The organism is Paenibacillus sp. CF095, assembly GCF_900101225.1.
Lineage (GTDB): Bacteria > Bacillota > Bacilli > Paenibacillales > Paenibacillaceae > Paenibacillus.
On sequence record NZ_FMZN01000001.1, the window covers coordinates 1,674,694 to 1,690,656 of the forward strand.

Below are 15,963 nucleotides of genomic sequence, written 5' to 3' on the forward strand. Positions count from 1 at the left end.
TGTTACTTCCAAATGAATCAATACACGATCTTTATCGAAAAGCCCCACCTCCTTCAAGGTTTCGTGGTGTATTGATCCGCCTTCATTTATTTTTGACTTCGTAGTCAAGAATTTCACAAAAAAAAGATCAAGACATGATCATGCCAAATGAAGTACGCAGAACCGTCTCGATCTGTTCACGGGATGAACCAGATTTCTCCATAACTCTCACACCAAGGATGGTGTTATTTAGATAAGATGCAAGCTCTATACTCGTATACCGGTTGGAAATTAACTGTTGTTTCTGGCCACTACTTATGATCTTCTCTAATACCAGTTGAATCTCTTCTGCCATGAGCTCAGCTTCGCGGGTGACCTGCTCGTCATCTGTTCCGAATTCGAGTGATGCATTCACAATTAGACACCCTTGGCAGCCAGTTTCATCGTCTAAAAGGGAATATCGTAAGGTATCCAGTTTATCAACGGGAGACGAATCCAGGGTTTCAATCTCTTTCAGTTTCGCTATAACCTGTTCACGGTAAAGTGCCAACGCCTTCAGGAACAACGATCGCTTGTCTTTAAAAACACAGTACAAACTTTGCTTTTTGACTCCTGTAGTACGCGTAAGGTCCTCATAAGAAGTTGCTTTGAAGCCTTGATTCCAGAATACTTCCATAGACTGGTGTAATACACGATCGACATCAAATTCTCTTGGTCTGCTCATGGGATTAATGTATCAGTTATTGACCATGCAGTCAAGAATTGATCATTTTTCATCCTAATCTCTACGGTAATTTCCTGCAGGTCCATTGAATGCGGTCTAACTCTTCCGGTAAGCAACCTTGTGAAAAGCATTGATATAACGAAACAGTGCTTCACCATCATCAGGCACATGCGTACTTGTATCCATTGGCAGCATCATTGCCTGATACGGCTCTGGCACCATTCTATATTGATGGACATAGGAGGTTAGGATGAACCCGTTGCGTTGCCAGAACTGAATGCGTTCCTGATGAGCCTCCGTTGTCCCGAACTCCGCCTCGATAATCATACCTTTGATCCGGTGTTCCCTTAACGCCCAGGCTCTGAGCTGCTCCAGCATCCAGGTCCCTAAGCCCAACCCGCGCAGCTTCTGTTCAACCGCGAGGTAATCGATGATCAGAATGCGGTCCGCAACCTTCCCCTCCAGTCCAGTAACAGCCATCGCAACCACTTCTCCATGATGCACGCCCGTGTGTAAATAACCAATTTTCCGGTCCAGCATACTGCGCAGAATCGCTTTTGTCTTAGCACCGCGTTGAAAAGCCTCATGATAGATTCGCTCCATCCGCGCCCACAATGCTTCATCCCACTCCTCTATAGTCGTAAACTCTAATTCCAGCATTTCATTCGCCTCCAGCTTTAATTCAGATTTATCGTGATCACCCTTCTCTTGCCTGACGATAGGCACTCTACTGCCTAGTTCTTTTATACTTCCTTTGACGAATTCTGCGATTCTGAAGACTGTAGCATGTCTTTAATCTTAAAAGTTTATGTTTTTATCGTTCGCATACCTGGCGTATATTCACAAAATTCATCTATCCTGCCCGTCAGCGTAATAAGCATTAACTTTTAATATCTTCTTTAGTCTTTTGTCTATATCGAATTATGGAAAGAGGTAAATTAACTACTCCAAGAATAAAAGAAGAGCTAATGGATATCCATTGAGATATTGAAGGATAATTCGGTTTTCCGTCTCCTACAGGTCCTATTTTGGGTTGGTGGCTATCCCACAAAACATATAAGAGACCAACAGCAGGTAACAATATGCAAATTACACTTGCAACTATATGTAACACATACTTGTTCAATCCTACCCCTCCATTTATTGTATTCATGTCTTGAACTCTGTTTATATTATAACGTTAACTAAAACGGGAAATTACACTAACCTGACAATAGTCAACAAAATAAACAAAGCCGCGAAAATGACGACTTCATCATGATAAGTTATTCCATTAAAAGAGTTTTGCTTGCTTCCAGGTTGATTGCTCCTCACTCGTGGTCAATGATAGATTTCATATTTACAATCTTCTGGAGACTGTCATTAATCTGATTTGTAACTTCGTTACCATGATACGTAATCACTTTTTTAATATCTAGCTCTAACAGTTTGGCAATCGACTTCAATGCAAAAGTGGTGGATATATCATCTTGAAGAAGATGTTACGGCAGAACAGATGGATGAGTATTACTATCAGATGGTTAACGAGAAAATCATGTTAGATTAGCACGAAGCTCACTCTACGCTACACACCTAGCCAAGTTATCCAGCCTGACCTATTTTCACCAGAATAAGAAGGTATCTTATTGTTGAGATAAAATAAAAACCGATGGGCATTTACAAATGTAAAGTTCCATCGGTTTCTTTAGTTTTAGGATAGTTCGGTTGAAGGCCACAAATGCTGTGAATCTAAAATATAAGTCGATAAAATTATGCCTACTGATCAAAAAAATGGGTTACTATGTAGCAAACCAGCAATTGTTTCTTACCAAAGACCTAAGTAACAACTACCCTTACGAGAAATATTCATTGTAAGCATCTTCAGTCGTCTGCACGTTCTTCATATACATAATCTTTCCCTCTTCATTTAAACGCATAATATCTATACCTTCTTTGGTGAAAACCGTGCCATCTACTGCTTGACCGCATACTGCCCAGTTAGTTCGATAACTGCCGTCGGGCTGAAGTACCCATGCATCCCACATATGTTTAATGTCTTTGTTGTATTCATAAATAGTCTTAATAACTACTTCGAATCCTGTTCGGCTGCTACCGTTCGAAATAACTTCGACATCCTCCGTAAATAAGGATAACAAGTCCTTCATAGCCCGATCGTCAGTGCGAGATGCATCAAACAAGCGAAAATAATTATTTAACATCGTGATGTTTGCATCGGTTTTCAGAGAGTTAGTAGTATTGCCAGCGGTTGCTGTATTGGACATGTTATTACCTCCTGTATTTTCTATACTGTCTTACGTAGTATAGTTTTCAGTTCGAATATTTTCGAACTGTTTGGCCTGAAAAGAAATATATCACACTTCCCACATAGCTGCAATACATAATTCGAAAATTTTCGAACAATAAAAAAGAGGTTGAAAATGCTAGTATCTATCTTATGAGAACTTTAAGAATCCCTACAGGTTCGGAGAGAGGTCTTCAGAGAAGAAATCTCGTTTGGTAGTGAATTGTACAAACTTCATAAATTCCTTCGTTTTTATACCACTCCTTCTTCATTTGAGTCCTGTAGTATGACTTACATCGGGATAACAAAGGAGCAGAACGAATGAAGAAAACGATGATGTTAAGCTTACTCATAGTCATTACGGCAGGAATGATCTGGTGCAACTGGGGGCTTGTTAGGACAGGTCAGAATCAGCTGGAATCTACAGCTGGCACCAGCGACTGGCAGGAAAATAGGCTTATTGCACATGCATTTGGTGGAGTTAACGGGGCTAGTTACACCAATTCTTATGAGGCATTTATAACCAATTACAATAGAGGGTACCGTTTGTTCGAGGTTGATCTTGTGCAGACGACGGACGGGAAGCTTGTAGCCAGACATGATTGGTCGCAGAGGCTACAGCCGGATTTGGCGGCTCATCGCGGACGAAACGTAACAAGGATTCAATTTGCAAAGTCGCTTATCATGGGAAGATTCCACCCTCTTACACTGCCAGACATACTGCAGCTGATGCAGCAATATCCTGATTTTGACTTAATTGTGGATACGAAAGCAGGCAGCAAAGAGCAAATTCAGCAGCAGTTTGTGCATCTAGTCAATGAGGTTCGACGTACGGATCCTGCACTGCTCAACCGGATTATACCTGAAATTTTCAGCCCGGAAATGTATGACACGGTTATGGGAATCCACCCCTTTCCAAACAAAATATATTCACTTTACAAAACTGGCGCCTCCGCCGAAAGTATTGTAGAATTCGTTAGGGACAAACAACTGACAGCGGTTGCCATGCCTGTATACCGCGTGTATCTAAACCCCAATTTAGTTCCAACACTACATAAGTTTGGGGTGAAAAGTTATGTTCACACCGTCAACAGCAGACCGGTTATGCAGATTCTGTCCAGGTTCGGGGTGCATGGATTTTACACGGATCAGGAAGAATCACCAGAGGAGCTGATGCTTGCAGACGCTCTCCCCGGCCATGTTGAATTTTCTGGATACATGAGTTCCGGATTAGTAAGTATAAGAAATATCGTGATGAAGGTGAGAAATAATGGCTATAAATAACATTCTTGTTGTAGACGATGAACCGGAAATTCGAGAAGCGCTCGTTATTTATTTGAAAAGCGAAGATGTGGATGTATTAACTGCCTCTAACGGATTGGAGGCGCTGGAAATTCTTGAACAAGAAACCATTCATCTTATTATCATGGACAACATGATGCCACAGCTCGATGGAATTAAAACGACATTTAAAATTCGTGAAAACAAAAATATACCGATCATTATGCTTTCCGCCAAGTCAGAAGATAACGACAAGATTTTGGGACTCAACGTTGGGGCTGATGACTATATTACGAAGCCGTTCAATCCTCTAGAGCTGATCGCTAGAGTCCGATCTCAGCTGCGCCGGTTTACGAATTTAGGTTCCTTCCAGTCAAACGGGGATGAGCTCATTCAAGTAAGAGGACTCGTGCTGAACAAAAGCTCGAAGACTGTTGAGATAGATGGAGAGGACGTCAGATTGACCCCGAAAGAATACAAAATTTTGGAGCTGCTGATGGAGAATAAGGGTAGGGTTTTCTCAATCGAAGAGATTTATGAGCGCGTGTGGAATGAACTGATCTTCACTTCAGACAATACGGTTGCCGTACATGTGAGAAACATTCGTGAAAAAATTGAAATCAATCCCAAAGACCCAAAATATTTAAAGGTGGTATGGGGAATTGGATACAAAATCGAGAAAAAATAAAGCCGATCGGAAGGTTCCAATCGACCTTATTGTCATCATTGTCGCCGCGATTTTATGGAGCCTCGTACTCATAAACAGGTATTCATACACGGGGTTGAGTCTGAGCTATTCAACCTCAAGTTACCTCCAGACACTGCTTGCCTTAATTATTCTTTGCCTGCTGGCAAGCAGACTGTTTCTTTATTTTAAGGCACCCCATAGTATGCGTTCCTTCTGGCATGGCAGTCTGCTGATGGATTACTTTCATATTTGGAGAACCGGTCTTAGAGCCAGTTTACAAAACTGGAGACTAACGTTTGGCCTCATCATGATGCTTTTGCTAACCGCGATAGCCGGCATTTGTATTTGGCAGGCAGTCACATATTACGGACAGGGGTGGCTTCTACTTTATTTGTTGCTCTACGTGTTGTTCTTGGTTCCATATATACTTTCCAAGCTTAGAAGATTCATCGCCATTATCAACGGGAGCAAAGAGATTGCCGAAGGGAACATTCAGAACACAATTCAGGATACCGGCAAGGATGATCTATCCAAGCTTGCTGGCTATATTAACAATATGAAAGCCGGGTATCAAAGCGCGCTGGAGAATCAGATGAAGAGCGAACGGTTAAAAACAGAGCTGATTACCAACGTATCACATGATTTGAAAACCCCGCTTACTTCTATTATCAACTATGTTGATTTATTAAAAAAAGAAGATCTGTCTAGTGAGACCACCCGAGCCTATATTGAAACCCTGGACCGGAAGGCGCTACGGATGAAGCTGTTGATAGAAGACCTGTTCGAAATCTCAAAGATGGCCAGCGGTACAGTAGAGCTGGATATTGAGTACGTCGATGTCGCGACCTTGTTGACACAGGCGATTGCTGAGTCCAACACCAGTATGGGACAAGCGTCGCCTGTGATTCGGGAGAGGATTGCGAAATTCCCGATCCATGCACATTTGGATGGCAATAAAATTTGGCGTGTATTCGAAAATTTAATTGGCAATGCGCAGAAATATTCGCTTCCAGGAACCAGAATCTATATTTATTTGGACCAGTCTGATGATCTGGTATTATTCAAAATACAAAATACTGCTGCTTATGAGATTGATTTTGCTGCGGAAGAGTTGTTCGAACGTTTCAAAAGAGCAGATGAATCTCGCCAGACAGAAGGCTCCGGCCTAGGGATGTCCATTGTGAAAAGTATCGTTGAGCTGCACGGCGGGGAGATCAAAATCGAAATTCATGGTGATCAATTCAACGTTATTATGCATTTGCCCAAGCAGCGCTTAATTTAAAGGTCCTAAAACTACGTTAACCCTCAATGCTCCTTTTCAGGAGTATGAGGGTTAACTTTTCATTGTTATTCAGGTGTTAAAGGTGAATCGTATGAATGGCTTACCAACATCGATTCCTAAATATTAGTCCAGAAGGCTGTAGATCTGAATGCTCTCCACCTTGGCATCCTTGATATGAAACGACATCACATCCACATAATTGGATGGCTCGTAACGGAAGTCATCCTCCTCATCTGGAGCTCCATCACCAAGCAGTTTCCCCTCAGGGTAGGCGTTTTTGAGTGTATCCAGGCTGTCTCCTGCTTTAATGTTTCGGACTGTCGCATACTTGGGGTCTGTGATTTCAATATGAAAGATGGAGTCTTGTTTCCCCTCCGGTATACTGATTGTTTTAATCTCCAGACCAGGATACGTGTACACTTTTTCTGTAAAACCGATTAACGTATCCATGTTTGTTCCATCGTCGGCACTGTACGTATGAGATTTCAGGTTATCCGGTTTACCCAGCATCTGTTCCATCTGATCTTCATTCGCTGTATCCGAAATAGCAATGGTGTGCTCATTATAGACAAAAGCAAGCTCTTTCAGCACCACATTTCCTTCCTTTTCCATCGAACCTTCTTTAATAGCTTCAGTACCCTTTTCTTCCGAATTTTCTGAAGCAGGCGCACTAGCATTTGTTGCTCCTTCACCTTTGCTTTGTTCATTCGCTGTGTTCTGTCCGGTTGCTGGAGATGTAGCATCACTGGACTGACAGCCTGTTAATGCCACCGTTAGTAAAGCACCTAGTACGATAAAACCTGCAGCTTTCTTTGTTAACTTCATCATGATCCCTCCATAAATGTGTGATTTGTTCTTATGAAGTGATTATAAATAAAACATTTGTTAGTCTCATAACAGAAATGTACCAATCTTGTAACGTTACCTATTTAGGCTTGGGTTTAGATGCAGGTCTACGCACGAGGCAAAACAATCGTAACGGTTGTACCTTCCCCGATTTGACTTTCCATGTCGATATATCCATTAAACCGCTCTACAATCTCCTTGCAAATGGAAAGTCCAAGACCTGAACCGTTCGCTGTGCTTGCATTTTTCGCCCGGTAAAAACGTTCCTGCACTCTCTCCAGCTCATCGCCCGCGATGCCGATCCCTTGATCACGTATCCGTATAACCACCTCACTTGGCGTATGCTCCATCTCTACTTTAATCTGTGAGTGACTTCCTGAGTATTTGATGGCATTGTCCACAAGGTTGGCGATTGCATGGGACATCAACATTGGATTGACCTCGGCGTAGACTCTTGTCAGACCTCCATCTGCCGATCCTCCCTCCACTTTACTAACTTTGATCTCGATCCCTTTATCCTTAGCCTTGGCTCCCATATTCATTGTGACTTCCTGAATCAGTTCATTCATTTCCGTCTTTTCAACTTCCAGTTCGCTGGAACCAGCTTTGTCGAATCGGGATAGCAATAACAGTTCATTAATCAAGCGCGTCAGCCGATCTGATTCCTGCAACAGATGAGCATAGATTTTTTGCAGTTCCTTGTTCTCAGTCTCCCCTTCAACCAAGTATTGAGAGAAACCACGAATGGCTGCCAAGGGTGTTTTTAACTCGTGAGATACGTTGGAGACAAATTGTTTCTGGTACTGAATGTAATCATGAAGCTGCCGCCCCATGGAATCCAGCCCATCTGCCAGCATGCCCAGCTCATCCTTCCGGTTTAGTTGGACTCTCCGAAACTCCTGTCTAGAGAAACTTTGCGCAGCGCCAAGCAACAGTTTAATCGGCTTGGTTGTGTTGCGGGCAATCCACAGACTGGATAATGTAATCAGTATAATAAATCCGCCTGCACCGACAAACAGGATATAACGGATTTGATCCATAATTGCATAAAAGTAGGAAATGTCCTCCACGAACTCATACACATAAGCGTTCTCGTAGAATTGATCCTGAATGGGTGTCGCAAAATAAAGCAGATGATTTTCCGTAACGGTGTAGGCATAACTGCCGCTCAGTGCTTTCTCAATATTTTTGTCAAAAATAAGCGGTTTGCCATCATTAATGATGATGCCATCCACAGCCAGGCCCAGCAATTGCTTGGAGCTGTCATAGATACGTACTTCCTTGCCTGAAGCTTTCAGTTTCTCCAGAGCAAGTCTGGCAATTTCCTTCGTCTGGGGCTCTCCTGACGATGACCTATGCTGTGCCAACACCTCACGGAAGGACAACTCCGACAGATCTGCCTTCTCCATCATCTGTTTCTCAATGGTAATGAAGCTGTAGTAATCGATGGCTTTATTCACCGCAAAAATGATGATGCCAAAGGAGAGCACGGAGAAAAATAAATAATTCAGCAGTAACCGGGTTGCATACTTCAGGCCTCGCCACCTCCAAGTTGATAGCCAAATCCATAGATCGTCCTGACATACTTCGGTTCGTCCGCGTTATCCTCGAGCTTCTTCCGTAATCTCATGATGGTCATATCCACACTGCGACTGTCTCCCATAAAGTCATATCCCCATCCGATCTGCAGCAGTTCGTCCCGGGTAAAGATTTTTTCTGGCCTTTTCAGTAACGTTTCCAGAATTTTAAACTCTTTGGCCGTTAAAGACACGGGTACACCGTTTTTCAGCACTCTTCGGCTCTCCAGGTCAAAAGTCAGCTCTTCATGAATGATACGTGTCGATTGCACTTCTGTCCCTTCACTTGTGTCCTCCCTGCTCTCATTTCTTCTCAGAATAACCTTGATCCGAGCGAGCAATTCACGATTGTCAAAGGGTTTGGTCATGTAATCTTCCGCCCCTAGCTCTAGTCCCAACACCTTGTCGATTACCTCATTTTTGGCAGAGAGCATGATCACTGGAATGGCACGCTTTCCGGTTATTTCCTTACACAAGTCATATCCAGAGCAGTCTGGCAGCATCAGATCAAGTACGACTAAATCGGGTTGAAAAGAGTCAAGCAGCTGCAAGCCCGTTTTGCCGTCCTCTGCGGTCTGCACATCGTATTTTTCTCGCCTTAGCACCAGCTCAATTAAATCTCGAATTGCGATTTCATCATCAATGACTAGGATTTTCTTCAACTGTACACCCCTATCTAGCCTTGTTTTCACCAGCTTTAATCAATTATTAACCCATCTTAGCACAGGCGCTTTAGTTTCCTCCACCAACTGGAAGGTGAGGTATATTCCACTCAGCCCAACATAACTTGTAATAAACTCGAAGAAAGGAGAACAATCCATGGATCTGCTCTGGGTACTCATTGTTGGTGGACTTATTGGTTGGTTAAGCGGCAACTTGATTGGGCGGGACGTACCGGGCGGTGTACTTGGGAATGTTATTGCGGGTTTTATCGGTTCTTGGTTAGGAACGGAATTGCTGGGACCAAGGGGACCGGTGATTGGCGGATTTCATATTATTCCAGCCATTGTTGGCTCGATTATTGCCCTACTAATCTTCTTCGCTCTGGCACGCGGCGGAGCCTTCCGAAGACGTTAACCAAGAGAGGCGGAAACCGATACCGTCGTTCATTAGTACAGGATAAACATAAAAGGACCGAAAGCATTCATCGATGGAAGATGAACATTTACGGTCCTTTTTTTATTTTTGAACAAAAACGCAATCCGTATGATGGTTGATTTTCGTTTTAATTGGTACGAGGTGCATAAGCACAAAGAAAGACGCGTACGCCTTCAGTGATGATACGTTTGATTTGTTGCTCTTCCAATGCCTCTGTTTTTCTAGGTTGATTAAATACCAATAAAAACGTTAATGCAGCGAAGTGCTTTGTAGCCATTTCAGGATCGGGCACATGGAGCAATCCGGTATGTCCAAACTCTGTAAACCTCCTGATAATCCCCTCTTCCGTTGCGTTATCCAGCCTTTCAAAAAACGAGTCTGGCAGATTGGCGGCTTCCACCATAACCAGACGGATCAAAGCCATGTAATCGGACGAACCGTTCGCAGAAGCTACGATTTGTTCGCAAAATAAGATGAGCGCCTGTTTCAGATCCTCGAATTCCAAGAGGTGATCTGAAATTCCTTGCTCAATCATGTCTAGAACCGCCAAACTGGATTCTTCAACAACGGCAAGCAGTAGGTTCTGTTTGTCGCCATAATAATCATAAACTGTCCGTTTGGAAACTCCCGCTTTAGCTGCGACCGCATCGACGCTAGATCGATCAAACCCATCGGAAAGAAACAGGTCTCGTGCTGCCGCAATAATTTTAGCTCTTTTGTCTGAAGAGCCTTTGCGGATTTTCTTGTTTTCCGTATGATCCATTCTTACGTTGCCCCCTTATAGGTATACCATCAGAAATTGATTAGAGTTCTGTTCTGTTTACAAACTACACTGCACGGTGTAGTATAACGAATGTAGCATATCAAATCAATGATCAAGGAGGATTCTATTCATGAATACCAAGCCGTCTTTTGTTGATGTTCTCATTGTTGGGGCCGGACCTACAGGGCTTACACTTGCCTGTGATCTGGCTCGTCGAAACGTCGACCATCGTATTATTGAACGAAGCTCCTTATATCACGTTGCTTCTCGCGCCAAAGGCATCCAGCCTCGCTCGCTTGAAGTCGTCGATGATTTGGAGGCCGTCCACTACATTATTGACACAGGTGTTGTGGATTTGCCTGTTCGTTATTATACCGCAGATGGAAGGAGTGTGGACAAACCGGCTATTACCGTTGCAGCCAGCCCCGAACTTGAAACACCCTATCGTGATCCGGTCTGGATTGCTCAATATGATGTAGAAAAAGCTTTGCGCGACCAATATGCAGTGCTTGGCGGTCAAGTTGAGTTGGGCATGGAAGCTGTAGAGCTTGTTCAGGATGTGGATGGTGTAACGGTAACCGTAAATTCACCACAAGGAGAAGAGAAAATTCGCGCGCGTTATGTCGTCGGCGCTGACGGGGGCAAAAGCAATATCCGCAAGTTTATTCACTTACCGCTGGTTGGGGAAACACATGATCATGAGCGTTGGTATCTTGGCGATGTACGATTGGAAGGGTTAGATCGTGACCATATCCATATCTGGACATCTTCGGAGGGGATGGTTGGGGTGACCCCGCTGCCAAAATCCGATATTTGGCAACTGCAGGCTACAATTCCGCAAGAGATCGAAGAACCAGAGAAACCGTCGTTAGAGGCGTATCAAGCCATGTTTGACCGCCGCGCCGGGGCCGGACGTGTTCGGCTGACGGATGCTTCCTGGCTGTCCATCTACCGGGTCAACGTTCGTATGGTTGAATGTTACCGCAACGGCCGGGTCTTCCTTGCCGGCGATGCTGCTCATGTTCATTCGCCGGCCGGTGGTCAAGGCATGAATACGGGGATGCAGGACGCGTACAATCTCGGCTGGAAGCTGGCGGCTGTGATACGGGGAGCGGACACCTCCTTACTCGACACGTACGATGAGGAGCGCCGCCCAGTGGCTCAAGCCGTGCTTGAGGACAGCACGAAGAAGATGGGAGTGGTCATAGGAACGGCGACTGAAGGCGGAGGATTGTCCCAATCCTTGAGCACCATATCCGACGATCTAACGAGTGGGCTTCTCATTTCCTATCGCTCAAGTTCGCTTACCCGTCGTTCTGCTCGAACCAATGCTACCCGTTCATTTCCTGGGGATCGTGCTCCTAATGCTACGGGCTTGCAAGGCACCGGATTTGCAGGAAGTCTCTTTGACCTATTGCGAGGCCCACACTGGACGCTTTTGGCTTTTGCAAACAGCATCCATCCTTCGCTGAAGAACTTCACCAACAACGAACTCCATATACATTATATCCTGCCATCCAACGTGGAGGGGGCGGCGGAAGGTTTAATAGATACAGCAGGTAATGCCTATCGAATTTACGATGTAACAAGTAAAGAACTTGTATTGATTCGTCCCGACGGATACATTGCAATGCGTACCTCGATTGATGATACTTCATCGATTTCGAATTACTTGAATTCCATTTATCGGGCGAACTGATTTGGACAAGGTCAGCGGGAAATAAGATAAATTCAAGAGGAAATCAAAGAAGGGCAACTTTTGTCACCAAAAGCGGCCCCTCTCCTTTTACTTCAATCCATTTTTTAAATCTACGCAATGTTACAATCCAGACTACTGAAAAATCGTTCAACAAAAACATCACCGTATATTTTCTTCATATGCGCTGTGTTAAAAATATATTGTTCCATAGGCTCAAGCCTGCGCAGACTGCGTACCAGTACTTTCCGATCATCATCAGATAGATTAGGGTCATCGTCTATCTTCGTCAGAGCATTTTTCACACGAGCGGATACCTGTTCAACATACACATGGTTTTTGGATTTTGGCGGAATACATTGCGTCAGGTCACAGCTTACAAAACGAACACCGTCAAGGATGCAGTTTTCAAAATTGGCGATTAGCTTTTGTTTGCCATTTCCCTCAAACGTAATATCCACTAGCTTGCCGGTAAAGGAACAATTGACGATATTCGCCGCTCGTAAAATCCGGTCATTGAATCTACATTTAACAAAAGTACAGTCGATAAACGTAGCGTTCTCCAATGTCATCCCTCTCATATCACAGGAGGAAAATTCGCAATTGGTGAAAACAGCCTCGTCTCTGGCAATACCAACAGAGCGCAAGTCGGAACGAATAAATGTACAACGATCAATTGTACTACCGGCAAAAAATCTCACATTTGTAAGATCGCAGGTATCAAATATAAGATGCTGCAGGTCACAGTTCCAAAATATGGGTGAACCAACATTTGAGTTGATTATGGTCGTTCCACTTATCGTTTCGTGTTCATACCTGACAATATCAGAAAATAATTCGTTGTTTACTGACATACCAGACTCAAGTCTTCTCATCCCTATCACCCTATCATTTCTTCAGAATCTTTTTCAATTTATAATAACCTTATGTTGGAGTTGAATTCTCTTTGGAATCTACTTCTCATTTCACTCTAAAATGGTTTTGAGCATATTTGGTTACGAGAAGGACAGCACTGGATAGATAGGCTAAAGTCAACACCATGATAACAGCGGTTAATCCCCATAGTGTAGGACCTAGAAACATCGCCACAATAAAACTCAATGAAATAAGGCCGTTTACGAATGAGAAAAGAGGACTATTGGTTTCAAACTCCGTTGTGTAGGGTTGAATTACATAGTATAACAACAGATGATGTATTGAGAAAAATACAGCAAGTGCAATGGTTATAACCCAGATAGGAAGTAGCAAACTTATATCCTCTCCTCCAGTTAATACAAGTATAGATACACTTAGCACAGCTGCTAAACAAGAACCTAACTTTAGATTTATGCTTAATATACTTCTAAATCTTAACAGAAAATGCTTCTTTGCATGCTGGCGATAAAATGGATAGCGCATCAGCGGCTTATCACAATGGCAAAATAGAGCCTTACAAATCTGGCTACCTACTGTCAGATTTAGCATGACCATAATGATAAAAGGTGAGAATCTATCAATTGAATTTAGTGAAAGATGATCTTTGAAAATGAGTACCAACAAAGGTAGGAGTATGCCCATGATCATAATAGCCAATAAACGTCTGTGGAACGGTGCACGGAGGAGAGTGGTATGCCTGGTAACAAAAATTTCGTGTAATTGTTCGTATCCCTTTTTTTCAAATGCGCTCTGCTCGTTGACATGAAGGTTAGATGAGGAAGGCCTGGCAAGATCATGATCCTTTGACTGAACCATTCTCTGTTGAAGATCAGCAATCCGTATTTCTGGATTTAACAATGGATCGGCATGGTTTGTTACTGCGCACACTGCAGATGTGAAATCTGTATATTTTAGTAAAACATAACCACACATAACCCCGGACAACGATATCAGTGTCATAAGCCATGGTTGATCCAATATCACAGACCCAAATAGAGGAAGGTTTAGTTTTGTGAAGGGAAGGTATGCAAAAGTAAGTGCCAGCAACATGCTCAAACTCGTAGCCCATGTTTTCTGTACAAGAACAATCCCCTTCCATTTAAATAATGCCAAATGTAAAAATTCACATATCAATCGCCAAAAAGTCATCATTCCCACAATCAGCAATGCATGAGGAATTGAAAATTTAAAAAGTACCGCAACCAGAGTCATAGCAATCCCTTGATAGATGAAAAATGTCGTATACCGATAAAATAGCGTAGCTCGCATATATTTGGTTGGGTTTATCCGCATAAGTCGGATAGATGTATACTTCATTTTGTTTGATTCCAACACTTTTGTACTCGTTACCCCAGCCATTACACCACTTATGCAAAAATACATGTGAAGAAGAAGGTTAAAATGCTCCGTACGATTAACATTTTCCGTCCATAAGAGCATGGGCAATGCAAACATTCCCCCGAAATATAATAAGCTTTCCAATAAACCAGCGACAAATAATAAAATAACCGCAATTGCACCGATGGTACGTTTAGTCCGAAAAGCAGCATAAGTTTGTGCACTGATTAAATTGCCTGCAAACGGTAACTTTTGCGTGAAATAGATTAAACGGTTGACCAGCGTAATCATCTGTAACTGCCACATGCGAGAAATTGTACTAAAGATTCCCGTCATAGGCGTTCTCCTTCGTACTTCCATTTTGGCTTTCATTCCGTAATAATTCAATTACCTGCTCTTCAAAGTCGGGCTGAGTAAGAATTTCGGGTGAAATCTGTGTTAAACTTCCATGATTTAAAATAATTAACTCATCACAAAGATCCGTTGCCAATTGCAATATATGGGTCGAGAAAATTAGGATATGATCTTTTTTTAAATCACGTAACAATTGTTTCATCTCACTCGCAACGATGACATCAAACGAAGTTAAAGGTTCGTCCAACAGAATCACTGCAGGTTTTATGAGTAAAAATAACAACATTTGAACTTTATTTTTCATTCCATGCGAGTAATGTTTAATGAGCTTATGTCGGTCATCCTGCGCAATGTGCATCATATCAAAGAGAGCATCAATATTGTTACCTCGTCCTTCAATTACATCTACGTTAACATCGATGAAAAAACGTACAAATTCATATCCCGTCAGAAATTCTGGTAACAGTGGCAGTGAATAAACGTATCCTACATCATCCATTTCCAAGTCACGCGATTTTGATCCGTTGACGAGTTTCATTTTGCCGCCATCTACTTGGATCTCGCCACCTAAACAATTGAATAACGTTGTTTTTCCGGCGCCATTGCGCCCAAGAAGACCATAGATCTTTCCCTTTTCAAATTGAAAACTTAAATTGGCTAATACTTTTTTTTCACCAAAACTCTTCTCTACATTTTGTAAGACCAATTTCATTTATTTGTTCCTCGCTTTCAAACCAATTCATTTTTTGTTTACCTGAAATTTCAATAGTTACATGCATGCCATTTTTCACGTTTTTATTCATATCTAATAATTGTTTAGTTTTCATCCGTATCAATCCCTTCAATTTTTTTGATAAAAGGATAAGAATTAATATCCCTTTAATAGGTGAATCGTCTCACTTGACCAATATAACTGATCTTGGAAATAGACAATGCCTCTAAACTGGTATTCTATTTTGAACGTTATAATTCCTTGTATTTACATATAAAAGTCTAGTTGATACAACAAAAAAGCCGCTATAATAGCGACTTTCCATAGGAATTCGTTCTTTACATAGATAATTATGCTCAGATTCCGGATTAATACAAATATCCTAATAAATCTTGAATCTTTGTCGCTAATTCCCCACTAAAAAAGGGA

The 15,963-nt window shown here is 42.5% G+C and carries 16 protein-coding genes; 5 read left to right on the forward strand and 11 right to left on the reverse strand.

The window, feature by feature from the left end:
* Positions 1-127 precede the first annotated feature (127 nt).
* The 3 genes from BLS69_RS07340 to BLS69_RS07355 form a co-directional block, all read right to left on the reverse strand.
* A complete protein-coding gene (locus BLS69_RS07340; RefSeq protein WP_091029895.1) occupies positions 128-703 on the reverse strand; it encodes a TetR/AcrR family transcriptional regulator in 576 nt (191 codons plus the stop codon).
* 96 nt (positions 704-799) lie between these two features.
* Positions 800-1,363, reverse strand: a complete 564-nt coding sequence (locus tag BLS69_RS07345) for a GNAT family N-acetyltransferase (protein WP_091029898.1) — start codon at positions 1,361-1,363, stop codon at positions 800-802.
* 1,172 nt (positions 1,364-2,535) lie between these two features.
* Positions 2,536-2,964 carry a nuclear transport factor 2 family protein gene (locus tag BLS69_RS07355; protein WP_091029903.1) on the reverse strand — a complete coding sequence of 143 codons (429 nt, stop codon included), beginning with the start codon at positions 2,962-2,964 and terminating at the stop codon, positions 2,536-2,538.
* Between the two features lie 341 nt (positions 2,965-3,305).
* Between BLS69_RS07355 and BLS69_RS07360 the strand changes: the two genes are divergently transcribed.
* From BLS69_RS07360 to BLS69_RS07370, 3 genes are read left to right on the forward strand one after another with little or no spacing between them, the layout of a single operon-like run.
* On the forward strand, positions 3,306-4,268 hold the full coding sequence (locus tag BLS69_RS07360) for a phosphatidylinositol-specific phospholipase C/glycerophosphodiester phosphodiesterase family protein (RefSeq protein WP_091029906.1): 963 nt from the start codon (positions 3,306-3,308) through the stop codon (positions 4,266-4,268).
* Positions 4,255-4,953: a response regulator transcription factor gene (locus BLS69_RS07365; protein WP_091029908.1), complete on the forward strand. Its 699-nt coding sequence runs from the start codon at positions 4,255-4,257 to the stop codon at positions 4,951-4,953. The genes BLS69_RS07360 and BLS69_RS07365 overlap by 14 nt, the downstream gene beginning before the upstream one ends.
* Positions 4,928-6,235, forward strand: a complete 1,308-nt coding sequence (locus BLS69_RS07370) for a sensor histidine kinase (RefSeq protein ID WP_091029910.1) — start codon at positions 4,928-4,930, stop codon at positions 6,233-6,235. Before BLS69_RS07365 ends, BLS69_RS07370 begins: the two co-directional genes overlap by 26 nt.
* A 123-nt stretch (positions 6,236-6,358) precedes the next feature.
* Here the strand turns inward: BLS69_RS07370 and BLS69_RS07375 are convergent, their stop codons facing one another.
* From BLS69_RS07375 to BLS69_RS07385, 3 genes are all read right to left on the reverse strand, one after another.
* Positions 6,359-7,063: a hypothetical protein gene (locus BLS69_RS07375; RefSeq protein ID WP_256332251.1), complete on the reverse strand. Its 705-nt coding sequence runs from the start codon at positions 7,061-7,063 to the stop codon at positions 6,359-6,361.
* 125 nt (positions 7,064-7,188) lie between these two features.
* Positions 7,189-8,541, reverse strand: coding sequence for a sensor histidine kinase (locus BLS69_RS07380; protein WP_240768025.1), 1,353 nt, complete (start codon positions 8,539-8,541; stop codon positions 7,189-7,191).
* Positions 8,542-8,612: 71 nt separating this feature from the next.
* Positions 8,613-9,320: a response regulator transcription factor gene (locus tag BLS69_RS07385; protein ID WP_091029916.1), complete on the reverse strand. Its 708-nt coding sequence runs from the start codon at positions 9,318-9,320 to the stop codon at positions 8,613-8,615.
* Positions 9,321-9,477: 157 nt separating this feature from the next.
* Here BLS69_RS07385 and BLS69_RS07390 point away from each other — a divergent pair, with 157 nt between their 5' ends.
* Positions 9,478-9,735, forward strand: coding sequence for a GlsB/YeaQ/YmgE family stress response membrane protein (locus tag BLS69_RS07390; RefSeq protein ID WP_091029919.1), 258 nt, complete (start codon positions 9,478-9,480; stop codon positions 9,733-9,735).
* Between the two features lie 148 nt (positions 9,736-9,883).
* On the opposite strand, the gene BLS69_RS07395 is transcribed toward BLS69_RS07390, so the two are convergent.
* The gene (locus tag BLS69_RS07395) at positions 9,884-10,519 is read right to left on the reverse strand and encodes a TetR/AcrR family transcriptional regulator (protein ID WP_091029920.1); all 636 of its coding nucleotides are present in this window, start codon (positions 10,517-10,519) and stop codon (positions 9,884-9,886) included.
* 130 nt (positions 10,520-10,649) lie between these two features.
* Here BLS69_RS07395 and BLS69_RS07400 point away from each other — a divergent pair, with 130 nt between their 5' ends.
* Positions 10,650-12,218: an FAD-dependent monooxygenase gene (locus BLS69_RS07400; protein WP_091029923.1), complete on the forward strand. Its 1,569-nt coding sequence runs from the start codon at positions 10,650-10,652 to the stop codon at positions 12,216-12,218.
* Positions 12,219-12,328: 110 nt separating this feature from the next.
* Here the strand turns inward: BLS69_RS07400 and BLS69_RS07405 are convergent, their stop codons facing one another.
* The 4 genes from BLS69_RS07405 to BLS69_RS32085 form a co-directional block, all read right to left on the reverse strand.
* Positions 12,329-13,090, reverse strand: a complete 762-nt coding sequence (locus BLS69_RS07405) for a pentapeptide repeat-containing protein (RefSeq protein ID WP_091029926.1) — start codon at positions 13,088-13,090, stop codon at positions 12,329-12,331.
* Positions 13,091-13,175: 85 nt separating this feature from the next.
* Positions 13,176-14,804, reverse strand: coding sequence for a hypothetical protein (locus tag BLS69_RS07410; RefSeq protein WP_091029928.1), 1,629 nt, complete (start codon positions 14,802-14,804; stop codon positions 13,176-13,178).
* Positions 14,788-15,534: an ABC transporter ATP-binding protein gene (locus BLS69_RS07415; RefSeq protein ID WP_091029931.1), complete on the reverse strand. Its 747-nt coding sequence runs from the start codon at positions 15,532-15,534 to the stop codon at positions 14,788-14,790. The genes BLS69_RS07410 and BLS69_RS07415 overlap by 17 nt, the downstream gene beginning before the upstream one ends.
* Positions 15,494-15,649: a hypothetical protein gene (locus tag BLS69_RS32085; RefSeq protein ID WP_176872634.1), complete on the reverse strand. Its 156-nt coding sequence runs from the start codon at positions 15,647-15,649 to the stop codon at positions 15,494-15,496. The genes BLS69_RS07415 and BLS69_RS32085 overlap by 41 nt, the downstream gene beginning before the upstream one ends.
* Positions 15,650-15,963: the final 314 nt, after the last annotated feature.